The organism is Sandaracinobacter neustonicus, assembly GCF_006385875.1.
Taxonomy (GTDB): domain Bacteria; phylum Pseudomonadota; class Alphaproteobacteria; order Sphingomonadales; family Sphingomonadaceae; genus Sandaracinobacteroides; species Sandaracinobacteroides neustonicus.
Genome location: NZ_VFSU01000012.1, coordinates 38,038 through 56,590, shown reverse-complemented (window position 1 = coordinate 56,590; position 18,553 = coordinate 38,038). Strand labels below are relative to the sequence as shown.

The following is an 18,553-nucleotide window of genomic DNA, read 5'->3' as shown; positions in this document are numbered from 1 at the left end:
GCCGCTTCATGGACAATATCGCGATTCTGCAGGCCTTCCTGCTCGGCCTGCTTGAGGGATTGACGGAGTTCATCCCCGTCTCCTCCACCGGCCACCTCATCCTTGCCTCCGAATTGATGGGCTTCACCGGCGACGGCTCGGTGGCGTTCAAGATCGCGATCCAGCTGGGGGCGATCCTTGCCGTGCTGGTCGCCTATCGGGAGCGCTTCCTGCATATCGCGCAGGGCGCACTGAGGCAGGAGCCGGCGGCGATCTCGTTCATCCGCAACATCCTGCTGGGCTTCCTGCCGGCGATGGTGGTGGGCGTGTTTGCCTACTCGGCGATTCGCGCGCTGCTGGAAAACCCCATGGTGGTGGCCATCGCGCTGATCGTGGGCGGCATCCTGATCCTGCTGATCGAGCGGCTGGTGAAGCCGCGCGTCGAGGGCACGGTGGAGGATATGCCGTGGAAAACGGCGCTGGGCGTCGGCGCGGTGCAGTGCATCGCCATGATCCCCGGCGTCTCCCGCTCTGGCGCGACGATCATGGGCGGCTTGCTGATGGGGCTGGACCGCAAGACGGCGGCCGAATTCAGCTTCTTCCTCGCGGTTCCCACCATGGCGGCGGCTACGGTCTATTCGCTGTATAAAGAACGGGATTTGCTCAGCTTCGATGATCTGGGGCTGATCGCAATCGGCTTTGTCACTGCCTTCATCTCGGCGCTGATGGTGGTGCGCTGGCTGGTGGGCTTTGTGGGCCGCCACGGCTTTGCGCCGTTCGCATGGTATCGGATCGTGCTGGGCGGGGTGTCGCTGATCTGGTTGCTCAGCAGATAATACCGAAACGGAACTAATAATCGTTCGCAAATAGCATTGAGGCGCGAAACGGGCTCGCGAGGATCGACAATAGGTCAACAATATTGACCTATCCTCTATCCAAGCAAGAAAATGGCTGTTAAGGCCCCCCGGACTTTCCGATTCCGGGGGATATCGCCAGGTGGCCAACAGCCGAATGCTCAGCTTCATCCACACAGATCAGGCCTTCCCGGAGAAGCGCTCGCCGGAAGACCGTGCGCATGATTTCCACGAGATCAGCCGCAGCTTCCTCGTCGCCAAGGCGGAAGAGCAGGCGTCGCGCTGCTCGCAGTGCGGCGTGCCCTTCTGTCAGGTGCACTGCCCCCTGAACAACAACATCCCGGATTGGCTGAAGCTGGCCGCCGAGGGCCGGTTGCGCGAAGCCTATGAGCTGTCCGCCGCCACCTCCACCATGCCGGAAATCTGCGGCCGCATCTGCCCGCAGGATCGGCTGTGCGAGGGCAGCTGCGTCATCGAGCAATCGGGCCATGGTGCCGTCACCATCGGCTCGGTGGAGAAATTCATCACCGATACCGCGTGGAAAGAAGGCTGGGTGGAGCCGCTGCAACCGCTGGCGGATCGCTCGCGCCAGTCGGTCGGTATCATCGGTTCCGGCCCGGCGGGGCTGACGGCGGCGGAACTGCTGCGCGTGCGCGGTTACGAAGTGCATGTCTATGAACGGGAGGATCGCGCGGGCGGCCTGCTGATCTATGGCATCCCCGGCTTCAAGCTTGAGAAAGAGGTGGTGGAGCGCCGCACCCGCCGGCTGGCCGAAGGCGGGGTGCAGTTCCATTTCAACACCGAAGTGGGCAGCGACGTGTCCTTCGCAGAGCTGCGCAAACGCCACGACGGGCTGCTGATCGCGACGGGCGTCTACAAGCCCCGGCCGCTGGGCCTTGCCGGTTCCGAACTGCCCGGCGTGGTGAAGGCGCTGGACTATCTGATCGCCTCCAACCGCAAGGGGCTGGGCGATGATGTGCCCGCCTTCGAATCCGGCGAACTGAACGCGCTGGGCCGCAATGTGGTGGTGATCGGCGGCGGCGACACGGCGATGGATTGCGTGCGCACCGCCATCCGGCAGGGCGCGCTCAACGTGACCTGCCTCTATCGGCGGGATCGCGCCAACATGCCGGGCTCGCAGCGGGAAACGCTGAACGCCGAGGAAGAGGGCGTGCATTTCGAATGGCTCGCCGCTCCCGCCGCCTTTGCGTCCGGTCCTGATGGCCGCGTCGCCACCGTCACGGCGCGGCGCATGCGGCTTGGCGCACCCGATGCTTCGGGCCGCCGCCAGCCGGAACCGGAACCGGGGCAGGATTTCACCCTGCCCGCCGAACTGGTGATCGAAGCGCTGGGTTTCGATCCCGAAGATCTGCCCGTCACCTTCGAAGCCCCCGATCTCGCCACCACCCGCTGGGGCACGGTGAAGGCCGATGGCGCGCGCTTTTCCACCAGCCTGCCGGGCGTTTTCGCGGCCGGAGACATTGTGCGCGGGGCCAGCCTTGTCGTCTGGGCTGTTCGCGAAGGCCGCGATGTCGCACAGTCGATGCACGCCTGGTTGAAAACGCAGGCGAGCACGGCCGCCGCAAAGAGCGCGGCCACCAAGGAGGTAGCATGACGATCCTGTTCCGGGCCGCGACTCTCGCCGCCCTTCCCGCATTGCTGGCAGCCCAGCCGCTGCTCGCTCAGACAGACGCGAAAACCGCAGCCGCCGCCGTGGTGGACATCACCAACCCCATGCCGCGTTCCAAGGCGCAGCTGGATGCGCAGCTCGCCGCCATGCGCAAGGGGGAGATGATCCGTGCCGCGCTCAACCAGAACCCCGGGTTCCGCGCGCTGGCGCAGCAGAAACCGGCCGAAGTGAACGCCACCATGGCCCGTGTCGGCGCGATGCAGGCGGATGCGCTTGGCCCGATCCAGCGCGAGATGCTGGCTGCCTCTCGTCAGGCGGCGATCGACATCTACGCCCGCGATTTCACCGTGGACGAGCTGAACGCCATCACCGCTTTCTACAAGACTCCGGCGGGCGCGAAGATGCTGGCCCGCCAACCCGCGGTGAACGCCGAAGTCGCCAAGACGATGCAGGCGAAGTTCGGCCCACGCGTGCAGGCCGCCGAAAAAGCCGTCGGCCCCAAGATCGACGCCGAACTGCGCAAGCTCGGCCCGCAGCAACCGCCCGCCAAATAGCGCGCAAAAGGTATTGATGATGCACCACCCCGCCGACATCCTGTTGCCCGAACATGCCGCCCGCCGCCGTCTGGCTGAGGAAGGGCTGTATCGCCCCGATCTCGAATCGGATGCCTGCGGCGTGGGCCTTGTCGCCGCGATCGACGGCAAGCCCAGCCGCCGCGTGGTGGAAGCGGGGATCGAGGCGCTGAAGGCGGTGTGGCATCGCGGCGCGGTGGACGCGGATGGGAAAACGGGCGACGGCGCTGGCATCCATCTGGACCTGCCCGTCGCCTTCTTCCACGATGCGATCGATCGGGCCGGACAGCGTCCGCGCCCGAACCTGTTGGCGGTGGGCATGGTGTTTATGCCGCGCACCGATCTCGCCGCGCAGGAAAGCTGCCGCTCCATCGTCGAGGCGGAGATCATCGCCGAGGGCCATTTCATCTATGGCTGGCGGCAGGTGCCGGTGGATGTCTCGGTGATCGGCACCAAGGCGCAGGCGCTGCGCCCCGATATCGAGCAGATCATGATCGCGGGGCCGGCAGACACCTCGGAAGCCGCCCGCGATGCCTTCGAAAAGCAGCTGTATATCCTGCGCCGCCGCATCGAGAAGAAGGTGATCGAAGCGCAGATTCAGGGCTTCTACATCTGCTCGCTCAGCTGCCGCTCCATCATCTACAAGGGGCTGTTCCTCGCCGAGAGCCTGTCTCTTTTCTACCCCGATCTCACGGACGAGCGGTTCGAAAGCCGCTGCGCCATTTATCACCAGCGCTACTCCACCAACACCTTCCCGCAATGGTGGCTGGCGCAGCCCTTCCGCTGCCTGGCCCATAACGGCGAAATCAACACCATCCGCGGCAACAGCAACTGGATGAAAAGCCACGAGATCAAGATGGCGGCCTCCGCGTTCGGGGACCATAGCGAGGATATCAAGCCGCTGATCCCGGCGGGCAGTTCCGATACCGCCGCGCTGGACGCCGTGTTCGAAGCCATCGTCCGCTCGGGCCGCGACGCGCCGACGGCCAAGACGATGCTGGTGCCCGAAGCCTGGGCGAAAGACGCGGACATGCCGCCCGCGCACAAGAGCATGTACGCCTATTTCGCCAGCGTGATGGAGCCGTGGGACGGCCCCGCTGCGCTGGCGATGACGGATGGCCGCTGGATCGTCGCCGGGCTGGATCGAAACGCGCTGCGGCCGATGCGCTACACCCGCACGAAAGACGGTCTGCTGATCGTCGGCTCGGAAACCGGCATGGTGTTCACGCTGGAGGAAAATGTGGTGGAAAAGGGCCGTCTAGGCCCGGGCCAGATGATCGGCATCGATCTGGGCGAAGGCCGGCTGTTCCACGACCGCGACCTGAAGGATCGCCTCTCTGCCGCGCAGCCTTATGCGGACTGGGTGGGGGATTTCACCTCGCTCGCAGGCCTCCCGGCCGCAAAGGAAACGCCCGCCTATCCCGGCGGCCCGGAGCTGCGCCGCCTGCAGATCGCGGCGGGCCGCACGCTAGAGGATATGGAACTGATCCTGGGGCCCATGGTGGAGGATGCCAAGGAAGCCATCGGCTCCATGGGCGATGACACGCCGCTGGCCGTTATCAGCGCCAACTCGCGCTCCATGGCGGATTTCTTCCGGCAGAATTTCAGCCAGGTGACGAACCCGCCCATCGACAGCCTGCGTGAATCGCGGGTGATGAGCCTGAAGACCCGCTTCGGCAACCATGGCAACATCCTCGATTCCGACGAACAGCAGAAGGGCGTGATGGTGCTGGACAGCCCCGTCATTTCCTCGGCGGAATGGGGCGCGCTGAAATCTCACTTCGGCTCCGCCGCCGCCGAGATCGACTGCACCTTCGACTATGCCGACGGCGCGGACGGCCTGCGCGCCGCCATCGCCCGCATCCGCGCCGAGGCGGAGGAAGCCGTGCGCTCGGGCAAGAGCCAGCTGTTCCTGACGGATGAGCATCAGTCGGCGGATCGCTGCGCCGTCACCATGATCCTCGCGGCCGCCGGGGTGCACACCCACCTCGTGCGCAAGGGGCTGCGCACCTTCGCCTCCATCAACGTCCGCTCCGCCGAATGCCTGGATACGCATTATTTCGCGGTGCTGATCGGCGTGGGGGCGACCACGGTGAACGCATGGCTGGCGGAAGCCTCCATCGCCGATCGCCACGCGCGCGGCCTGTTCGGGCCGATCAGCCTGAACGATTGCGTTGCCCGCTATCGCAAGGCGGTGGACGATGGCATTCTGAAGATCATGGCGAAGATGGGGATTGCGGTGATCTCCTCCTATCGCGGCGGCTATAATTTCGAAGCGGTCGGCCTCAGCCGCGCGCTGGTCGCCGATTTCTTCCCCGGAATGCCCACCAAGATCTCCGGCGAAGGCTATCACAGCCTGTTCCTCTCCGCGCAGGAACGGCATGAGCGCGCCTTCGACGAAACCGCAACGGCGCTGCCGGTGGGCGGCCTCTACCGCTTCCGCTCCGGCGGGGAACCGCATGTCTGGCAGGCGGGCCTCATCCACATCCTGCAAGAAGCCGTCGCGAACGACAGCTACAGCCATTACAAGCGCTTCTCCGACGGGCTGCGCAAGCAACCGCCCATCTTCCTGCGCGACCTGCTGGAGTTCAATTACGCCGACAAGCCGCTGCCCATCGAGGAAGTGGAAAGCATTTCGGAAATCCGCAAGCGCTTCGTCACGCCGGGCATGTCGCTGGGCGCGCTCAGCCCGGAGGCGCATGAAACGCTGGCCATCGCCATGAACCGCATCGGCGCCAAGGCGGTGTCGGGCGAGGGCGGCGAGGATGCGATCCGCTACAAGCCCTATGCCAATGGCGACAACGCCAATTCCAACATCAAGCAGATCGCCTCCGGCCGCTTCGGCGTCACGGCGGAATATCTGAACGCCTGCAACGAGATCGAGATCAAGGTGGCGCAAGGGGCGAAGCCCGGCGAGGGCGGCCAGCTGCCCGGCTTCAAGGTGACCGAGATGATCGCCCGGCTGCGCCACGCCACGCCGGGCGTGATGCTGATCTCGCCGCCGCCGCACCATGATATCTATTCCATCGAGGATCTCGCCCAGCTGATCTACGATCTGAAGCAGATAAACCCGGATGCGAAGGTCTGTGTGAAGCTGGTCTCCTCGGCGGGGATCGGCACCGTGGCGGCGGGCGTCGCCAAGGCACATGCCGATGTGATTCTTGTGGCCGGCAATGTCGGCGGCACCGGCGCTTCGCCCCAGACGTCCGTCAAATATGCGGGCACGCCGTGGGAAATGGGGCTGTCCGAAGTCAATCAGGTGCTCACGCTGAACGGCCTTCGCCAGAAGGTGAAGCTGCGCACCGATGGCGGCCTGAAAACCGGCCGCGACATCGTGATTGCCGCCATCCTCGGTGCCGAAGAATTCGGCATCGGCACGCTCAGCCTCGTCGCCATGGGCTGCATCATGGTGCGGCAATGCCATAGCAACACCTGTCCCGTCGGCGTCTGCACGCAGGACGAAGCGCTCAGGCAGAAGTTCAGCGGCACGCCGGAAAAGGTCATCAACCTGATGAGCTTCATCGCCGAGGAAACCCGCGACATCCTCGCCCGGCTGGGGGTGCGATCACTGGACGAAGTGATCGGCCGCACCGAGCTGCTGCGGCAGGTGAGCCGGGGCGCGGAGCATCTGGACGATCTGGATCTGAACCCGATCCTCGCCAAGGTGGACGCTGCCGATTCCATGCGCCGCTCCACCAAAGACGCGCCGCGCAACCCCGTGCCGGACAGTCTGGATGCAGATATCCTGCGCGATGCGGGGCCGGTGTTCGAACGTGGCGAGAAGATGCAGCTCACCTATTCGGTGCGCAACACCCACCGCGCGGTGGGCACCCGGCTGTCGGCGATGATCACCCGCAAATATGGCATGAACGGCCTCGCGCCCGGCCATGTGCATGTGCGGCTGCGCGGCTCGGCGGGCCAGTCGCTCGGCGCGTTCGCGGTGCAGGGCGTGCATCTGGAAGTGTTCGGCGATTCGAACGATTATGTCGGCAAGGGCCTGTCCGGCGCGACCATCGTCGTCCGCCCCATGGTCTCCTCGCCGCTCGCCACGCAGAAGAACGCCATCATCGGCAACACCTGTCTTTATGGCGCGACCAGCGGCGAACTGTTCGCGGCCGGGCAGGCGGGCGAGCGCTTCGCCGTGCGCAACTCCGGCGCAACCACGGTGATCGAAGGCTGCGGCGCCAACGGTTGCGAATATATGACGGGCGGCACCGCCGTGATTCTGGGCCAGATCGGCGACAATTTCGCCGCCGGGATGACGGGCGGAATGGCCTTCGTTTACGATGAAAAGAACCAGTTCGCGAAGAAGGTGAACCCGGAATCGGTAATCTGGCAGCGCTTCGCCAGCTATCATTGGGAAGATGTCTGCAAAGGCCTGATCGCCCGCCACGCCAGCCTGACGGGCAGCACATGGGCGCGCGGCCTGCTGGAAGACTGGGACCGCGCCCGCACCCGCTTCTGGCAGGTCTGCCCCAAGGAAATGGTGAGCCGCCTCTCTCACCCGCTGACGGACGAAGCGGTGACCGAAGCCGCCGAATAGGCTTAAGTCACCGGCCGGAGACGTCAGCCTTCGGCCAGTTCCAGCAGCCGCACCGTTTCCGCGATCAGTTCATGCGCCCGCTCCGCAGCCTCGTCGGCGTGGCCGTCGCGGATCGCGTCGTGAATGGCCATGTGCAGCAGGATGTCCGCCTTGGGCACCTGCTTCACTTCGTTGGTCACGGGAATACTCATGGCCAGCGCGCTTTCCACCATCGGCCCCAGCGCCTGAAAGAAGCGATTGCCGCTGGCGCGCAGCACCGCGACATGGAAGGCGATATCCGCCATCAGCGCCTGCGCCGGGTCCGCCGCCATCGCCTCCCCGGCGATGCGGATGGCGTCGATCGCCGCGCGGTCCTGATGCAGGGCCGCCTGCCGCGCGGCCTCCGGCTCGATGGCCAATCGCAGCCGTGCCAGATCCTTCAGAAGCCGCATGTCGGTGGGCGCGCCGCGCATCCAGCGCAACACGTCCGGGTCCAGCAAGGACCATAAGCTGCGCTCGTTCACGATTCCGCCAACCCGGCGGCGCGGCGAGATGAGCTTTTTTGAGCCCAGCATCTTCAGCGCTTCACGAATCCCGGTGCGGGAGACGCCGAACTGCTCGCACAAATCCAGCTCAGAGGGCAGCACGCTTCCCGCCGGATAGTCGCCGCGCACGATGGCCCCGCCGATGGCATCCGCTACGCGGGCGCTGACCAGCGATTCATTCGACATGTGAAGCGCGCCAATTTTCCATCGTAAAGTCATACATTTGCAGGCCGCATGAGGCAAGGACGAGCGGGAATTCCGCGCCATCTGCGCACTCGAGCCGATCTCTCCCGTTGATCGCCCTTGGTTGATAGCGCTATCATCTCCATATGCCGCTTCCGGGCTGGGCAGGCCGCGCGGCAGTCTTTAGAGGACCGCCCATGCGCCGCCGGTCCCATGGACCGGGGCCGGAACCAGAACAGGGACAGGAGTTTAAGACATGCTGAGCGGTGACCTCTTCATCGGCGGAGTCCGCCGCCCGGCCGCTGCCGGCTTCGTCGCGCACGATCCGTCGCTGGGCGAAGCCATCGCCGAACCGCGCTTCGCCGAAGCCACCCCGGCCGATGTCGCAGACGCCTGCGCCGCCGCCGAAGCCGCGTTCGAAGATTATGCCGCCCGCCCGCTGGCCGAACGCGCCGCCTTTCTGGAAGCCGTCGCCAGTGAAATCGAAGCGCTGGGCGATGCCCTGATCGAACGCGCGCACCGCGAAACCGGGCTGCCGCTCGCCCGGCTGCAAGGCGAGCGCGGCCGCACCACCGGCCAGCTGCGGCTGTTCGCGAAAGAGGTGCTGGAAGGCGGCGGGCAACAGCTCAGGATCGACACCGCCGATGCCGCCCGCACACCGCCCAAGCCCGATCTTCGCCTGCGCACTGTGCCGCTCGGCCCGGTCGCGGTGTTCGGCGCGTCGAACTTCCCGCTCGCCTTCTCCACCGCAGGCGGAGACACCGCCTCGGCGCTGGCGGCTGGCTGCACCGTGGTGGTGAAGGGCCATCCGGCACACCCCGGCACCTCTGAACTGGTCGCGTCCGCCTTCGAAGCCGCCATCCGCAAAACAGGCATGCCCGCAGGCGTGTTCAGCCTGTTGCAGGGCACCTCCAATGCGGTGGGCGGGGCGCTGGTCGCCGATCCGCGCATCACCGCCGTCGGTTTCACCGGCTCGCGCGGGGGCGGCACGGCGCTGATGAAGATCGCCGCCGAACGCCCGGTTCCCATCCCCGTCTATGCCGAAATGTCGGCGGTGAACCCGGTGATCCTGCTACCCCATGCCCTGAAGACGCGGGGTGCGGCGCTGGCGCAGGGCTTCGTCGGCTCGCTCACCATGGGCGCGGGCCAATTCTGCACCAATCCGGGCCTGCTGCTGGCCGTCGCCGGGCCGGATCTGGACGCGTTTCTGGCCGAAGCGGGCGCGCAAGTCTCCTGCGCCGCGCCGCAGGTGATGCTCACCAGCGGCATCCACGCCGCCTACAACAGCGGCAAGGCCGCGCTCGCGGCGGCGGCCACCGAAGTCGCGCTCGCCCCGGAAGCGGGCCAGCCCACGCGCGGCAGCGCCGGGCTGTTCACGATGACGGGCGCGCAACTGCTGGCCGATATCGGGCAGGCGCATGAAATCTTCGGCGCGACCTCGCTGGTGGTCGCCTGCGCTTCGCTGGAGGAGTTGGCCATGGTTCTGCGCGCGCTGGAGGGCCAGCTCACCGCCACGCTGCACGCCGATCCGGCCGACTATGAGGCCGCAGCAAAGCTGCTCCCCATCCTTGAGCGCAAGGTGGGCCGCATCCTCGCCAACGGCTGGCCCACCGGCGTGGAAGTCACCCATGCGATGGTGCACGGCGGCCCTTACCCGGCCACCTCGGATGGCCGCAGCACCTCGGTCGGCACGCTGGCGATCGACCGCTTCCTGCGCCCCGTCAGCTATCAGGATTTGCCCGAAGCCCTACTGCCCACCGCCCTGCGCGGCGAAGGCGCGGACGGAACCCCGGTTCGCCTGAACGGCGCGCGCCGGGTGTAGGCTAATCTCTGTCAGGGCATCTGCCGCTCAGCTCAACAATCTGTATCAACCGTCCGCCGCTCCGGGCATGACAGGTCGTGCCGCCTCGCCTATCAACGACAGGCAAGGCAACGGGGCTAAGGAACGAATGGCAGAAGATTCCAGCATTTCCGTCGTCATCCCGGCCTATAATCGGGAAGCCACCATCGAAACCGCCGTGCGCAGCGTGCTGTCGCAAACCCGCCCGCCGCTGGAAGTGATCGTGGTCGACGATGGCTCGGCAGACGCCACCGCCGCCCGCGTCGAAGCCATCGCCGATCCGCGCGTGCGGCTGATCCGCCAGCCCAACGGCGGCATTTCCGCCGCCCGCAACAGCGGTATCCGCGAATCGCGCGGCAACTGGATCGCCTTTCAGGATTCGGATGACGAATGGCTGCCGCGCAAGCTGGAGCGGCAACTGGCAACGCTGGCCGCTGCCACGGATGATCCCGTCGCCGTCTACTGCGGCCTGCTGATCACCGGCACGGCGGACGATCCAGCCACCGGCCGCACCGGCCGCCAGCGCATCGCCTATCACCCCGATCCCGCCGTCACCCATGTCTCCGGCCATATCCTCCCCACGCTGATGGCCACCAACCCCATCAGCACACAAACCCTGCTCGCCCGCCGCCAGACGCTGATCGACATCGGCATGTTCGATACCAGCCTGAAATCGCTGGTGGATTGGGATATCGCCATCCGCCTTGCCGAACAGGGCAGCATCGCCTTCACCGATGAGCCGCTGGTGATCCAGCGCTTCACCCCCAACAGCATCACCCGCGATCGCGCCAAGCGGGTCGACAGCTGGATCGCCCTGCTCAACAAGCACAGTGCCCGCTTCGAACAGCATCCGAAGGCGCATTTGTTCCACCTGCACCGCATCGCGGGCAATCTGCGCCACATGGGAGAGCACAAGCGCGCCGCCCCATGGTTCGCCGAAGCCCGCAGCCTCGCCCCGCTCGATCCGCGCATGGCGCTGCTCTCGATCCTCAACGCCCTCGGCATCTCCCGCTAGCGAAAGGCCCCAGCCCATGCCGTGCCCCCGTTCGTCGCCGCTGTTGTTCGGCCTGCTGCCCGCCCTCATCGGCTGCAGCAGCGCAGACGCCCGCGACATCGCCGTTTCCTCAGACGCCCAGTTGAACAGTGCGCTGGCCACCGTCCGCGCCGGAGACCGGATCATCGTCGCGCCCGGCGCTTACGCCCCGCTCATCATCAACGGCCGCAAGCTGTCCGGCGCGCCCGTCACCATCAGCGGCAAGGGGGCCGTGTTCCCCAACGCGCAGATCATCGGCTCCTCCGGCTGGACACTGCAGGGCGTGGAAATCGGCGGCTCCTACGATGAGCGCGGCCGCATCGTCCGGATCGAGAACAGCCAGTCCATCCGTGTCAGCAACAGCCTGATTCGCGGCCAGAACATCAACAATGATCCATGGGACGATCGCGGAATCGGCATCGGCCTTCGCAACACGGATGATGTGGAAATCCGCAACAACCGCTTCCGCGAAGTGGCGACCGCCATGCAGGTCAGCATCAGCCGCAAGATCGTGGTCGCAGGCAACAGCTTCGCCTACATCCGCGAAGGCCTCAACTGGGTCAGCGTGGATGACGGCACGATCCGCTGCAACCGCTTTTCCCACATGATGCCCAATTACGGGCTGAAGGAACATCCCGACGCGATCCAGTTCTGGGGCGCGCGCGACGTGAGCAACAGCAACAATACGCTGATCGAAGGCAATTTCCTGAACCTCGGCGGCCCGCGCGCCGTGCATGGTATCTTCGGCGGCGGCACCCCCAAGCCGGAAGTCGATCCGAAGTTCCGCCTGCGCAACACCATCGTGCGCGACAATATCTATTACGGCTCGGCGCTCCACGGCATCTCGCTGAGCGGCGCAGACAATGTGCTGATCGAACGCAACACGGTCCTCGGCTCAGACCATGTCGAAACCCAGCCGGTGCCGCAGCGAACCACAGACGGCCGCAACTCCAGCGCCCTCATCCCCAAGATCCGCGCCGTCGGGGCCACCTCCAGCGGCCGCATCAGCAGCAACATCTCCACCTCCTTCACGATCCTCGAAACCGTCGAAGGCAGCAACAACCTCACCGCCCAGGCGCGTGGCAACAACGGCACGCCCCTGCGGAAAATCTTCCTGAACCCGCCCAAAGGCTCGGAACCACCGCTGGAGGCATTCATCGTCAATCCCGACTCCGCCGCAGGCAAGGCAGGGCAGGGCGCCCGCCTGATCTGCGGCGCGGAACTGCCGCCCGCGCCTTAGGCTCCGGGGCCTTCTCATGCGCCGGTGCGGTCGGGGCGATCAGATTCGAGTGCCCCCATCCACCCCCCGCCTCAACCAACTTCCCGCTTGAGCCTGACGCCCCGCCCCGCCATAGAAGGCCGCGTGTGCGTGTGCAGCACGATGGGGCAGATCAACAGATAACAATGGATAATTCCACCCCGCCCAAAGCCGGTCTCGCCCGCGCCGCCGCGCTCGGATCGGGGGCCGCAGCCTTGTCACGCGGCCTGCGCGCGCTGATCGGCATCGGCACAATCAGCCTGCTCTCGCGCTTCCTCACGCCCACCGAATTCGGCCTGTTCGCGCTGATCTTCTTCCTGATCACCTTCACACAGGTGTTCGCCGATTTCGGCCTGCGCATCGCGCTGGTGCAACAGAAAGAGGTCTCGCGACTGGAGCAGGACAGCGTGTTCTGGGCCTCGCTGACGCTGGGCACGATCGCCGCCGGGCTGATGTTCGCGCTGGCCGGCCCCATCGCCAGCCTGTTTGATGAACCAAGGCTCACGCCTTATGTCCGGGCCATCGCGCCGATCCTGATTCTCGTGGCAGCCCAGGGGGTGCCCATGTCGATGCTGGAACGCGAGTTCCGCTTCCAGAGCATTGCAAAGGCTGAGTTCGTCGCGGGCCTTGCGGGCGCGGTCGTCGCGGTCGGGCTGGCGGCAGGCGGGGCCTCGGTGTTCGCACTGCTGGCCCAGCAATATGCGATCTGCCTCACCATCGTCATCATGTGTTTCCGCACCAGCGGCTGGCGTCCGCGCCTCGCCTTCTCGCTGGAAGCGCTGCGCCCTCTCATAGCCTACAGCAGCTACATCACGCTGGCGGGCGTCCTGGGGATCATCTCCGGCTATGCCGAACGCCCGGTCGTGGGCAAGAAGCTGCCACCCGCCGATCTTGGCTACCTCACGCTTGCCCAGCAGATCATCGTCTCGCCGGTCAGAACCGTCACCACCTCGATCCGGCGCACCATCTTCCCGATTCTGTCGTCGCTGCAGGCAGAACCCGCCCGTATCGCCTTGGGCTACCTCACCACGCTGCACGCCACCTTCATCATCATGGCACCGGTCTTGTTCGGGATCTGGGCAATGGCGGTCCCGATCACGGATCTGCTGCTGGGGCCCAAATGGGCCCCGGTGGCGGACGTGCTTGGCCCGGTCGCCATCTACACGTTGTTGAGCACGGTGCTCGAGCTGAACAACGCCGTGCTGTCCGCGCGCGGTGTCGCCCGCTTCCAGTTTCACTGGAACATGATCACAGCGGTGACGAGCCTTGTCTGCATCTATTTCGCCGCCGATCATGGCCTGATGGCGGTGGTATGGACACGCTTTGCCATGCAGTTTCTGTTCGTGCCGATTCACAGCCACATTCTGGCCCGGATGATCGGCATCAACCTGCTGCATATCCTCTCCGCCATTTGGCGGCCCATCCTTGCCGCCGCGCTGATGGGGATGGCCGTTCTGGCGCTCGATCAGTGGCTCACCGGCCATATTCCCCACACCATCCTGCGCCTGCCGCTCAGCGTCGCTACCGGCGTGCTTCTATATGCGGTCTGTATCTGGGTGATCGACAGGAAGGGCTGCACGGATATCCTGCGCCGGGTCAGGGAACGAATCTGATGACGAACAGCAAGACGAGCCGCAGCGGAGCTTTGGTGTCCACCGGGGCAGACCCGTCCGCCATCCAGACAATGCCGCCGACTGGCCGGCGCTGAAGGCGGCCCTCAGCCAGGCGCCGGCTTCGCTCTGCCTTCAGGAAAATCCCAACTGGCGGCCTGTATCGCTGCGCAGGAGGGCGCGACCCTGTCCCCGCTGCCGCGCCCGGCGTCCATGATGTCTCCGCGTGAGCTTCCCGCCCAATGAGCGCTATATGCGACAAGGGCAGGCAAGGGAGACGAGTTCCTGAACGCCGTCCGCACGGACAAGGGCCGCCGCGTGCTGGCCGCCCTGCTCATTGCCGGTCCGTCGGCGTATGTCGTGGTGGTGGACGATGCCGATTTCGTCAGCCGCCGCCGGCCTCACACTCGGAACGAAGATCGCAAGGGCATCAGGGCAACCGGCTTCGGGATCGGCTGCTTCAGGGCCGCAGCCTCTTTCAGCTCAATGCGCCGGAACGCATAGACCGCCCCCACCAGCATCATCATGAAGGGCATGTTGCCGGTGAAGCTGATGGTGTAAGAGGTCAGCACCAGCCCGCCCACGGCGACGGCGGCTGGCCCCATCAGGCGCACGGTCTCGTCCTTTGCGGTCACATACATGCGCACACCATAATATGCGGTTGTAATCAGGAAGCCCATGAAGGCGGCGAAGGCCAGCACGCCGAAATCCAGCAGGAAGTTCAGCCACAGGCTGTCGATGATGTAGCGATCATTGACGTATCGGCCGGCGATCTTGGCCGAGATGCCCCCGCCATGCCCGAACGGGTTCGTCTCCAGCGCAGCCCAGCCCTTCTGCCACTGCATGTCCCGGCCCCGATCGCTGCCCCGCGTCTGCGCCCCGCCGATGGTCATGATCTGCAGACGCTTGCTGGACGCGATCAGAACCCCCAGCATCAGGATCCCCACTGGTACCGCTATGAAGATACCAGGCGCCACCATGTCGGCCTTGCTGGTCGGATTCAGAAAGCGCCTCAGCGCATACAGCCCGATCATGCCGGCACACACCAGGATGAAACCAGACATCCCCGTTCGCGTGTTGGTCATCCAGATGATCACCAGGTTGAGCAGCAGGAGCGCACAGGCCCAAAAGCGCATCCAGCCCCGGTTCTCGATCGCCTTGTGCAGGATGAAGGGCGTCACCATCAGGATGAACTGCGCGTAATAGAGGTGGACGGCGAACACCCCGCGCGCGCGATAGCGATCATCGCCGACACGCACCTGTTCCTGCATCAGCGCGTTGAACAGCGGCCCCTCGATCTTCAGGAACGAGGGGATATAGCCGAACCAGATCGGCCGGCGCTGGATATATTCCAGCACCGTCAGCACGAAAACGAAGCAGGTCGCCCATAAGGTGATGCGGATGAAGCGCGCGAAGGTCTCCCGGTCTCCGAACAGCCAGACCGCCACCACGAACGGCATATTCCACAGCAGGAACCATTCCAGCACCATCACGAAGGATGTGCCCGGTGTCGGCGACAGCAGGCTCGTCGCAAAGGCAAGTGCCCAGAAAACACCCAGAAACCACATGGCATGCTTGCTGTAGGCCAGCGCTTCCAGCACTTCGCCACGAGCACGGCTGGATTGCGCGAATTGCAGCGTCACCACGAACATCATGATCAGCAGCGTCAGCCGCGGCGGGGTGATCCACGGAAGGCCGGGAATGGCGACCGCCAGATACGACGGCCAGATCACCTCCAGTGCGGCATAGATCAGCAGAATCTTCGTCAACGCCGGCCGAAGGTCCGGCTCCGTATCGTCCAGCAGCCACAGCGAGATCAGGAACAACACCCCCACCAGCATGAAGAAGGGCTGCACCACCAGCGTGCCGAACACGGCCAGCCAGAAGCCCATGAACATCGCCACGAGGATCAGCGCGAAGATCGCGACATATTTCGAAAGCCTGTGCCGCAGGTCGTCCACCCGACGGGTGTAGGGCGGCAGGATTCTGTCGCGAAGGCCGATCATGCCGTCGTCATAGCGAAAGGGGAAAGCCGGGGCCAGACGTAAACCGGTAAACAAAGGTAGCTTAACGCGGCTGCAACAAAGGAAGGAGCGCGCGATCCCATCGGCCCGCGCGCTCCCGCCATTGTCAGCCTGTTCTTCAGAAGGCCACGATCAGGAACCGCTGTGGACCGCCAGTGCGTCCAGCATGCCCTGGATCCTGCCGAGTTGACGGTCTCCGTGCGGGAATACCGCCAGCATACCCGCGCCCGCGCTCCGCGCCTCCGACGGATCCTTGGTCACGAACTCCTCAAGCTTCGGCGTGTCGGCCATCGGCCGCGCAGCCAGCAGATCCTCCCACGGAGTGCCGCCGTAGGTTTTGTCATACACCTTGAAGTTGTTGTATGTATTGGCATCCGCCAGAACCAGCGGCACTCCCGAGCCGATATTGTCATGGGCCTCGACATTCGTCGCCTTGTTCACAGCCATTCTGGGCTTGTAGCCGCCGCTGCAACGCCCGTCTTCCGAGCGGATGCTGTTGTTGCGTTCACCCCATGGCGACACCAACACCACATTGCCCACCAGCTTCACGCCATCAGCAACGCCCACCGTGATCCCGTGCGGAGACGCGCCGTAATAGACATTGCCGCGGATCTCGAGATTCCGGTGCGGGTAAGCGTTCAGCTCGGTACTCAGGAACAGGCCCTGCACCGCGCGGCAACCGCCAAGCATCATCACATTCTCGATCAGCCGGGCATTGCTGACACCGGCCACCTCGTTGCGGTTCCAGAACTGCACCGCGTCCGGATGTTCCTTCAGGGCATAATTGGGGTGGATCTCCGAGAAATAATTGCGCTCCAGCAACAGGTTATCGACCGCGGCGACGTTCAGCCCCTCGCGCACATACTTCATCGTGCCATAGCGGATCGCCACGTTGGACGAGCGCTGCACAAAAGCAGCCAGCCGCAGGTCAGAGATGGTCACATCCTGCACGGTGATGTTCGAGGCGAAGCGGATGTGAATCCCGGTGTTCCCGTTATTCCACGGGTCGGTGTCATTTTCCTCGCTGGTCAGAAGGCTGGATGTGAGCACCATGTTGGATGCCCCCACGAACGACACCAATATGCCCTCGGCGCTGGAAACCTGAACCCCGCTGATCACAATGTTCTTCGAATTTGCGAAGTTCATCTGGGTGAACACCGGCTTTTCGTCGGTGGCGGCGATCAGATAAACGCGCCCCTTGCTGTAATCGCGATTGATCCAGCTCAGCGCGGCATAATTGCCCGGATGGATGCGGATGATCGCGCCAGACAGGTTCAACGCTTCCGCCAGCGCCGCGCGCAGCTGCGCCAGGTTATAGACATCGAAGGTCTTCTCCACGGCCGGCAACTGGCCGTTCTGCGCCGGGGTGGCCGGTGTGGAAACCTCCTCCACCGGAGCCGCCGGGCTGGTCACCACAGGCGTTGTGGGCAGGGTGTCGGTGTCCGTCGTGCCAGAGGTGTCCACGCCGGAGCCGCCGCTGGCTTCGCCGCCGGTCACGGCATCCACAACGGTTTCCACCACGTCCTTCACGGTGTCGACCACCTCATTCACCACCTCGGTGACGGTGTCGATCACGTCCTGAACCACTTCCTTCACCACCTCGGCGGGCGTCGAAGTCGCTTCCTCGGCGGGCGTCTCCGGCCCGCGCGTCGGGTCAGTCTCAGACGCGGTCGGGGTGGTCGGCTCGGGCGTTGTTTCGGCCACGGGCGTTGTTTCGGCCACGGGCGGGGTGGTGATCTCCGGCGCGGGCGTCTCGGCGACAGGATCGGCCGGCACGGTCTCGACCACGGCCGGCAGGTTCACAAGACCCGGCGCAATTTTCGCGAGCAGCGCACGGAGCGTATCGACGTTGATCCCGGACAGGAAGGTGCCGCCCAGATAGGCAGCGCTGTCGCGGCTGTCTTCCTTCGTCACCAACACCATGGAGGCCGGCACCACCGTCGAGGAAGGGACAACGGCCTGCACCGGAGCAGCAGCCGACGCAGCGGCAGCCGGCGTCACGGTGACGGCGGGCGTTGTCACCACGGCCTTCGCAGTGGAAGCGGCGGCCGTCGTGCGAACAGCTGAAACGGCCGTTCCGGATCTGCTGGAGAGAGAGGTCACGCCAAGAATAATGCCGCTATCGCGGGCGACATCCTCGTAACCAAGATCGTCCTGAACGAGGGTTTGCGCCATTGCCGAGCCCGAGACAGCGGCAAGCATCGTCGCGCCGCACAATGCGGCACCCTTCTTGAACAACATTTAGCAACCCTTTGTTTTATATTTTTTTACGACCCGTCACACAAATTCACGGCTGCATGACAGCCTCAAGAAAATTCGACATGACGAGCGGCGAACCGTTCTTTTTTGCCGCCGAGTCGTGGGCGCGCTCTTCGGACGAGACATGACCTTTCCGACACAATTGCCTCAACAATCAGCCGATTCGGCCAATTCAGTATCTGCCGAAGGCGGCCACGAATCACCCCCCGAACAGGGCCGCCCATCGTTTGCGCGGCACCGCCCG

11 protein-coding genes are annotated in these 18,553 nt (G+C 65.0%); 8 read left to right on the top strand and 3 right to left on the bottom strand.

Annotation, left to right across the window (positions count from 1 at the left end):
* Positions 1-8: 8 nt before the first annotated feature.
* The 4 genes from FJQ54_RS04250 to gltB all read left to right on the top strand — a co-directional run bounded on the left by FJQ54_RS04250 (position 9) and on the right by gltB (position 7,578).
* Positions 9-815 (top strand): undecaprenyl-diphosphate phosphatase, encoded by an 807-nt coding sequence (locus FJQ54_RS04250; RefSeq protein WP_140927192.1) that lies wholly within the window; start codon positions 9-11, stop codon positions 813-815.
* Between the two features lie 160 nt (positions 816-975).
* Complete coding sequence (locus FJQ54_RS04245) at positions 976-2,448, top strand: NAD(P)-dependent oxidoreductase (protein ID WP_140927191.1); 1,473 nt, start codon at positions 976-978, stop codon at positions 2,446-2,448.
* Complete coding sequence (locus FJQ54_RS04240; RefSeq protein ID WP_140927190.1) at positions 2,445-3,017, top strand: DUF2059 domain-containing protein; 573 nt, start codon at positions 2,445-2,447, stop codon at positions 3,015-3,017. Before FJQ54_RS04245 ends, FJQ54_RS04240 begins: the two co-directional genes overlap by 4 nt.
* 16 nt (positions 3,018-3,033) lie before the next feature.
* A complete protein-coding gene (gltB, locus tag FJQ54_RS04235) occupies positions 3,034-7,578 on the top strand; it encodes a glutamate synthase large subunit (protein WP_235890309.1) in 4,545 nt (1,514 codons plus the stop codon).
* Between the two features lie 23 nt (positions 7,579-7,601).
* Here gltB and FJQ54_RS04230 read toward each other — a convergent pair whose 3' ends face one another.
* Entirely contained in the window at positions 7,602-8,288 is a 687-nt protein-coding gene (locus FJQ54_RS04230; protein ID WP_181159969.1) for a FadR/GntR family transcriptional regulator, read from the bottom strand.
* A gap of 253 nt (positions 8,289-8,541) precedes the next feature.
* Here FJQ54_RS04230 and FJQ54_RS04225 point away from each other — a divergent pair, with 253 nt between their 5' ends.
* The 4 genes from FJQ54_RS04225 to FJQ54_RS04210 all read left to right on the top strand — a co-directional run bounded on the left by FJQ54_RS04225 (position 8,542) and on the right by FJQ54_RS04210 (position 14,029).
* Positions 8,542-10,107 carry an aldehyde dehydrogenase (NADP(+)) gene (locus tag FJQ54_RS04225; RefSeq protein ID WP_140927188.1) on the top strand — a complete coding sequence of 522 codons (1,566 nt, stop codon included), beginning with the start codon at positions 8,542-8,544 and terminating at the stop codon, positions 10,105-10,107.
* Positions 10,108-10,234: 127 nt separating this feature from the next.
* Complete coding sequence (locus tag FJQ54_RS04220; RefSeq protein WP_207790357.1) at positions 10,235-11,140, top strand: glycosyltransferase family 2 protein; 906 nt, start codon at positions 10,235-10,237, stop codon at positions 11,138-11,140.
* Between the two features lie 16 nt (positions 11,141-11,156).
* Entirely contained in the window at positions 11,157-12,398 is a 1,242-nt protein-coding gene (locus FJQ54_RS04215) for a right-handed parallel beta-helix repeat-containing protein (RefSeq protein ID WP_140927187.1), read from the top strand.
* A gap of 164 nt (positions 12,399-12,562) precedes the next feature.
* A complete protein-coding gene (locus tag FJQ54_RS04210) occupies positions 12,563-14,029 on the top strand; it encodes a lipopolysaccharide biosynthesis protein (RefSeq protein ID WP_140927186.1) in 1,467 nt (488 codons plus the stop codon).
* A 398-nt stretch (positions 14,030-14,427) separates the two neighbouring features.
* Here FJQ54_RS04210 and FJQ54_RS04205 read toward each other — a convergent pair whose 3' ends face one another.
* Complete coding sequence (locus tag FJQ54_RS04205) at positions 14,428-16,032, bottom strand: O-antigen ligase family protein (RefSeq protein WP_140927185.1); 1,605 nt, start codon at positions 16,030-16,032, stop codon at positions 14,428-14,430.
* A gap of 150 nt (positions 16,033-16,182) precedes the next feature.
* Positions 16,183-18,291, bottom strand: coding sequence for a right-handed parallel beta-helix repeat-containing protein (locus FJQ54_RS04200; RefSeq protein ID WP_140927184.1), 2,109 nt, complete (start codon positions 18,289-18,291; stop codon positions 16,183-16,185).
* Positions 18,292-18,553 lie beyond the last annotated feature (262 nt).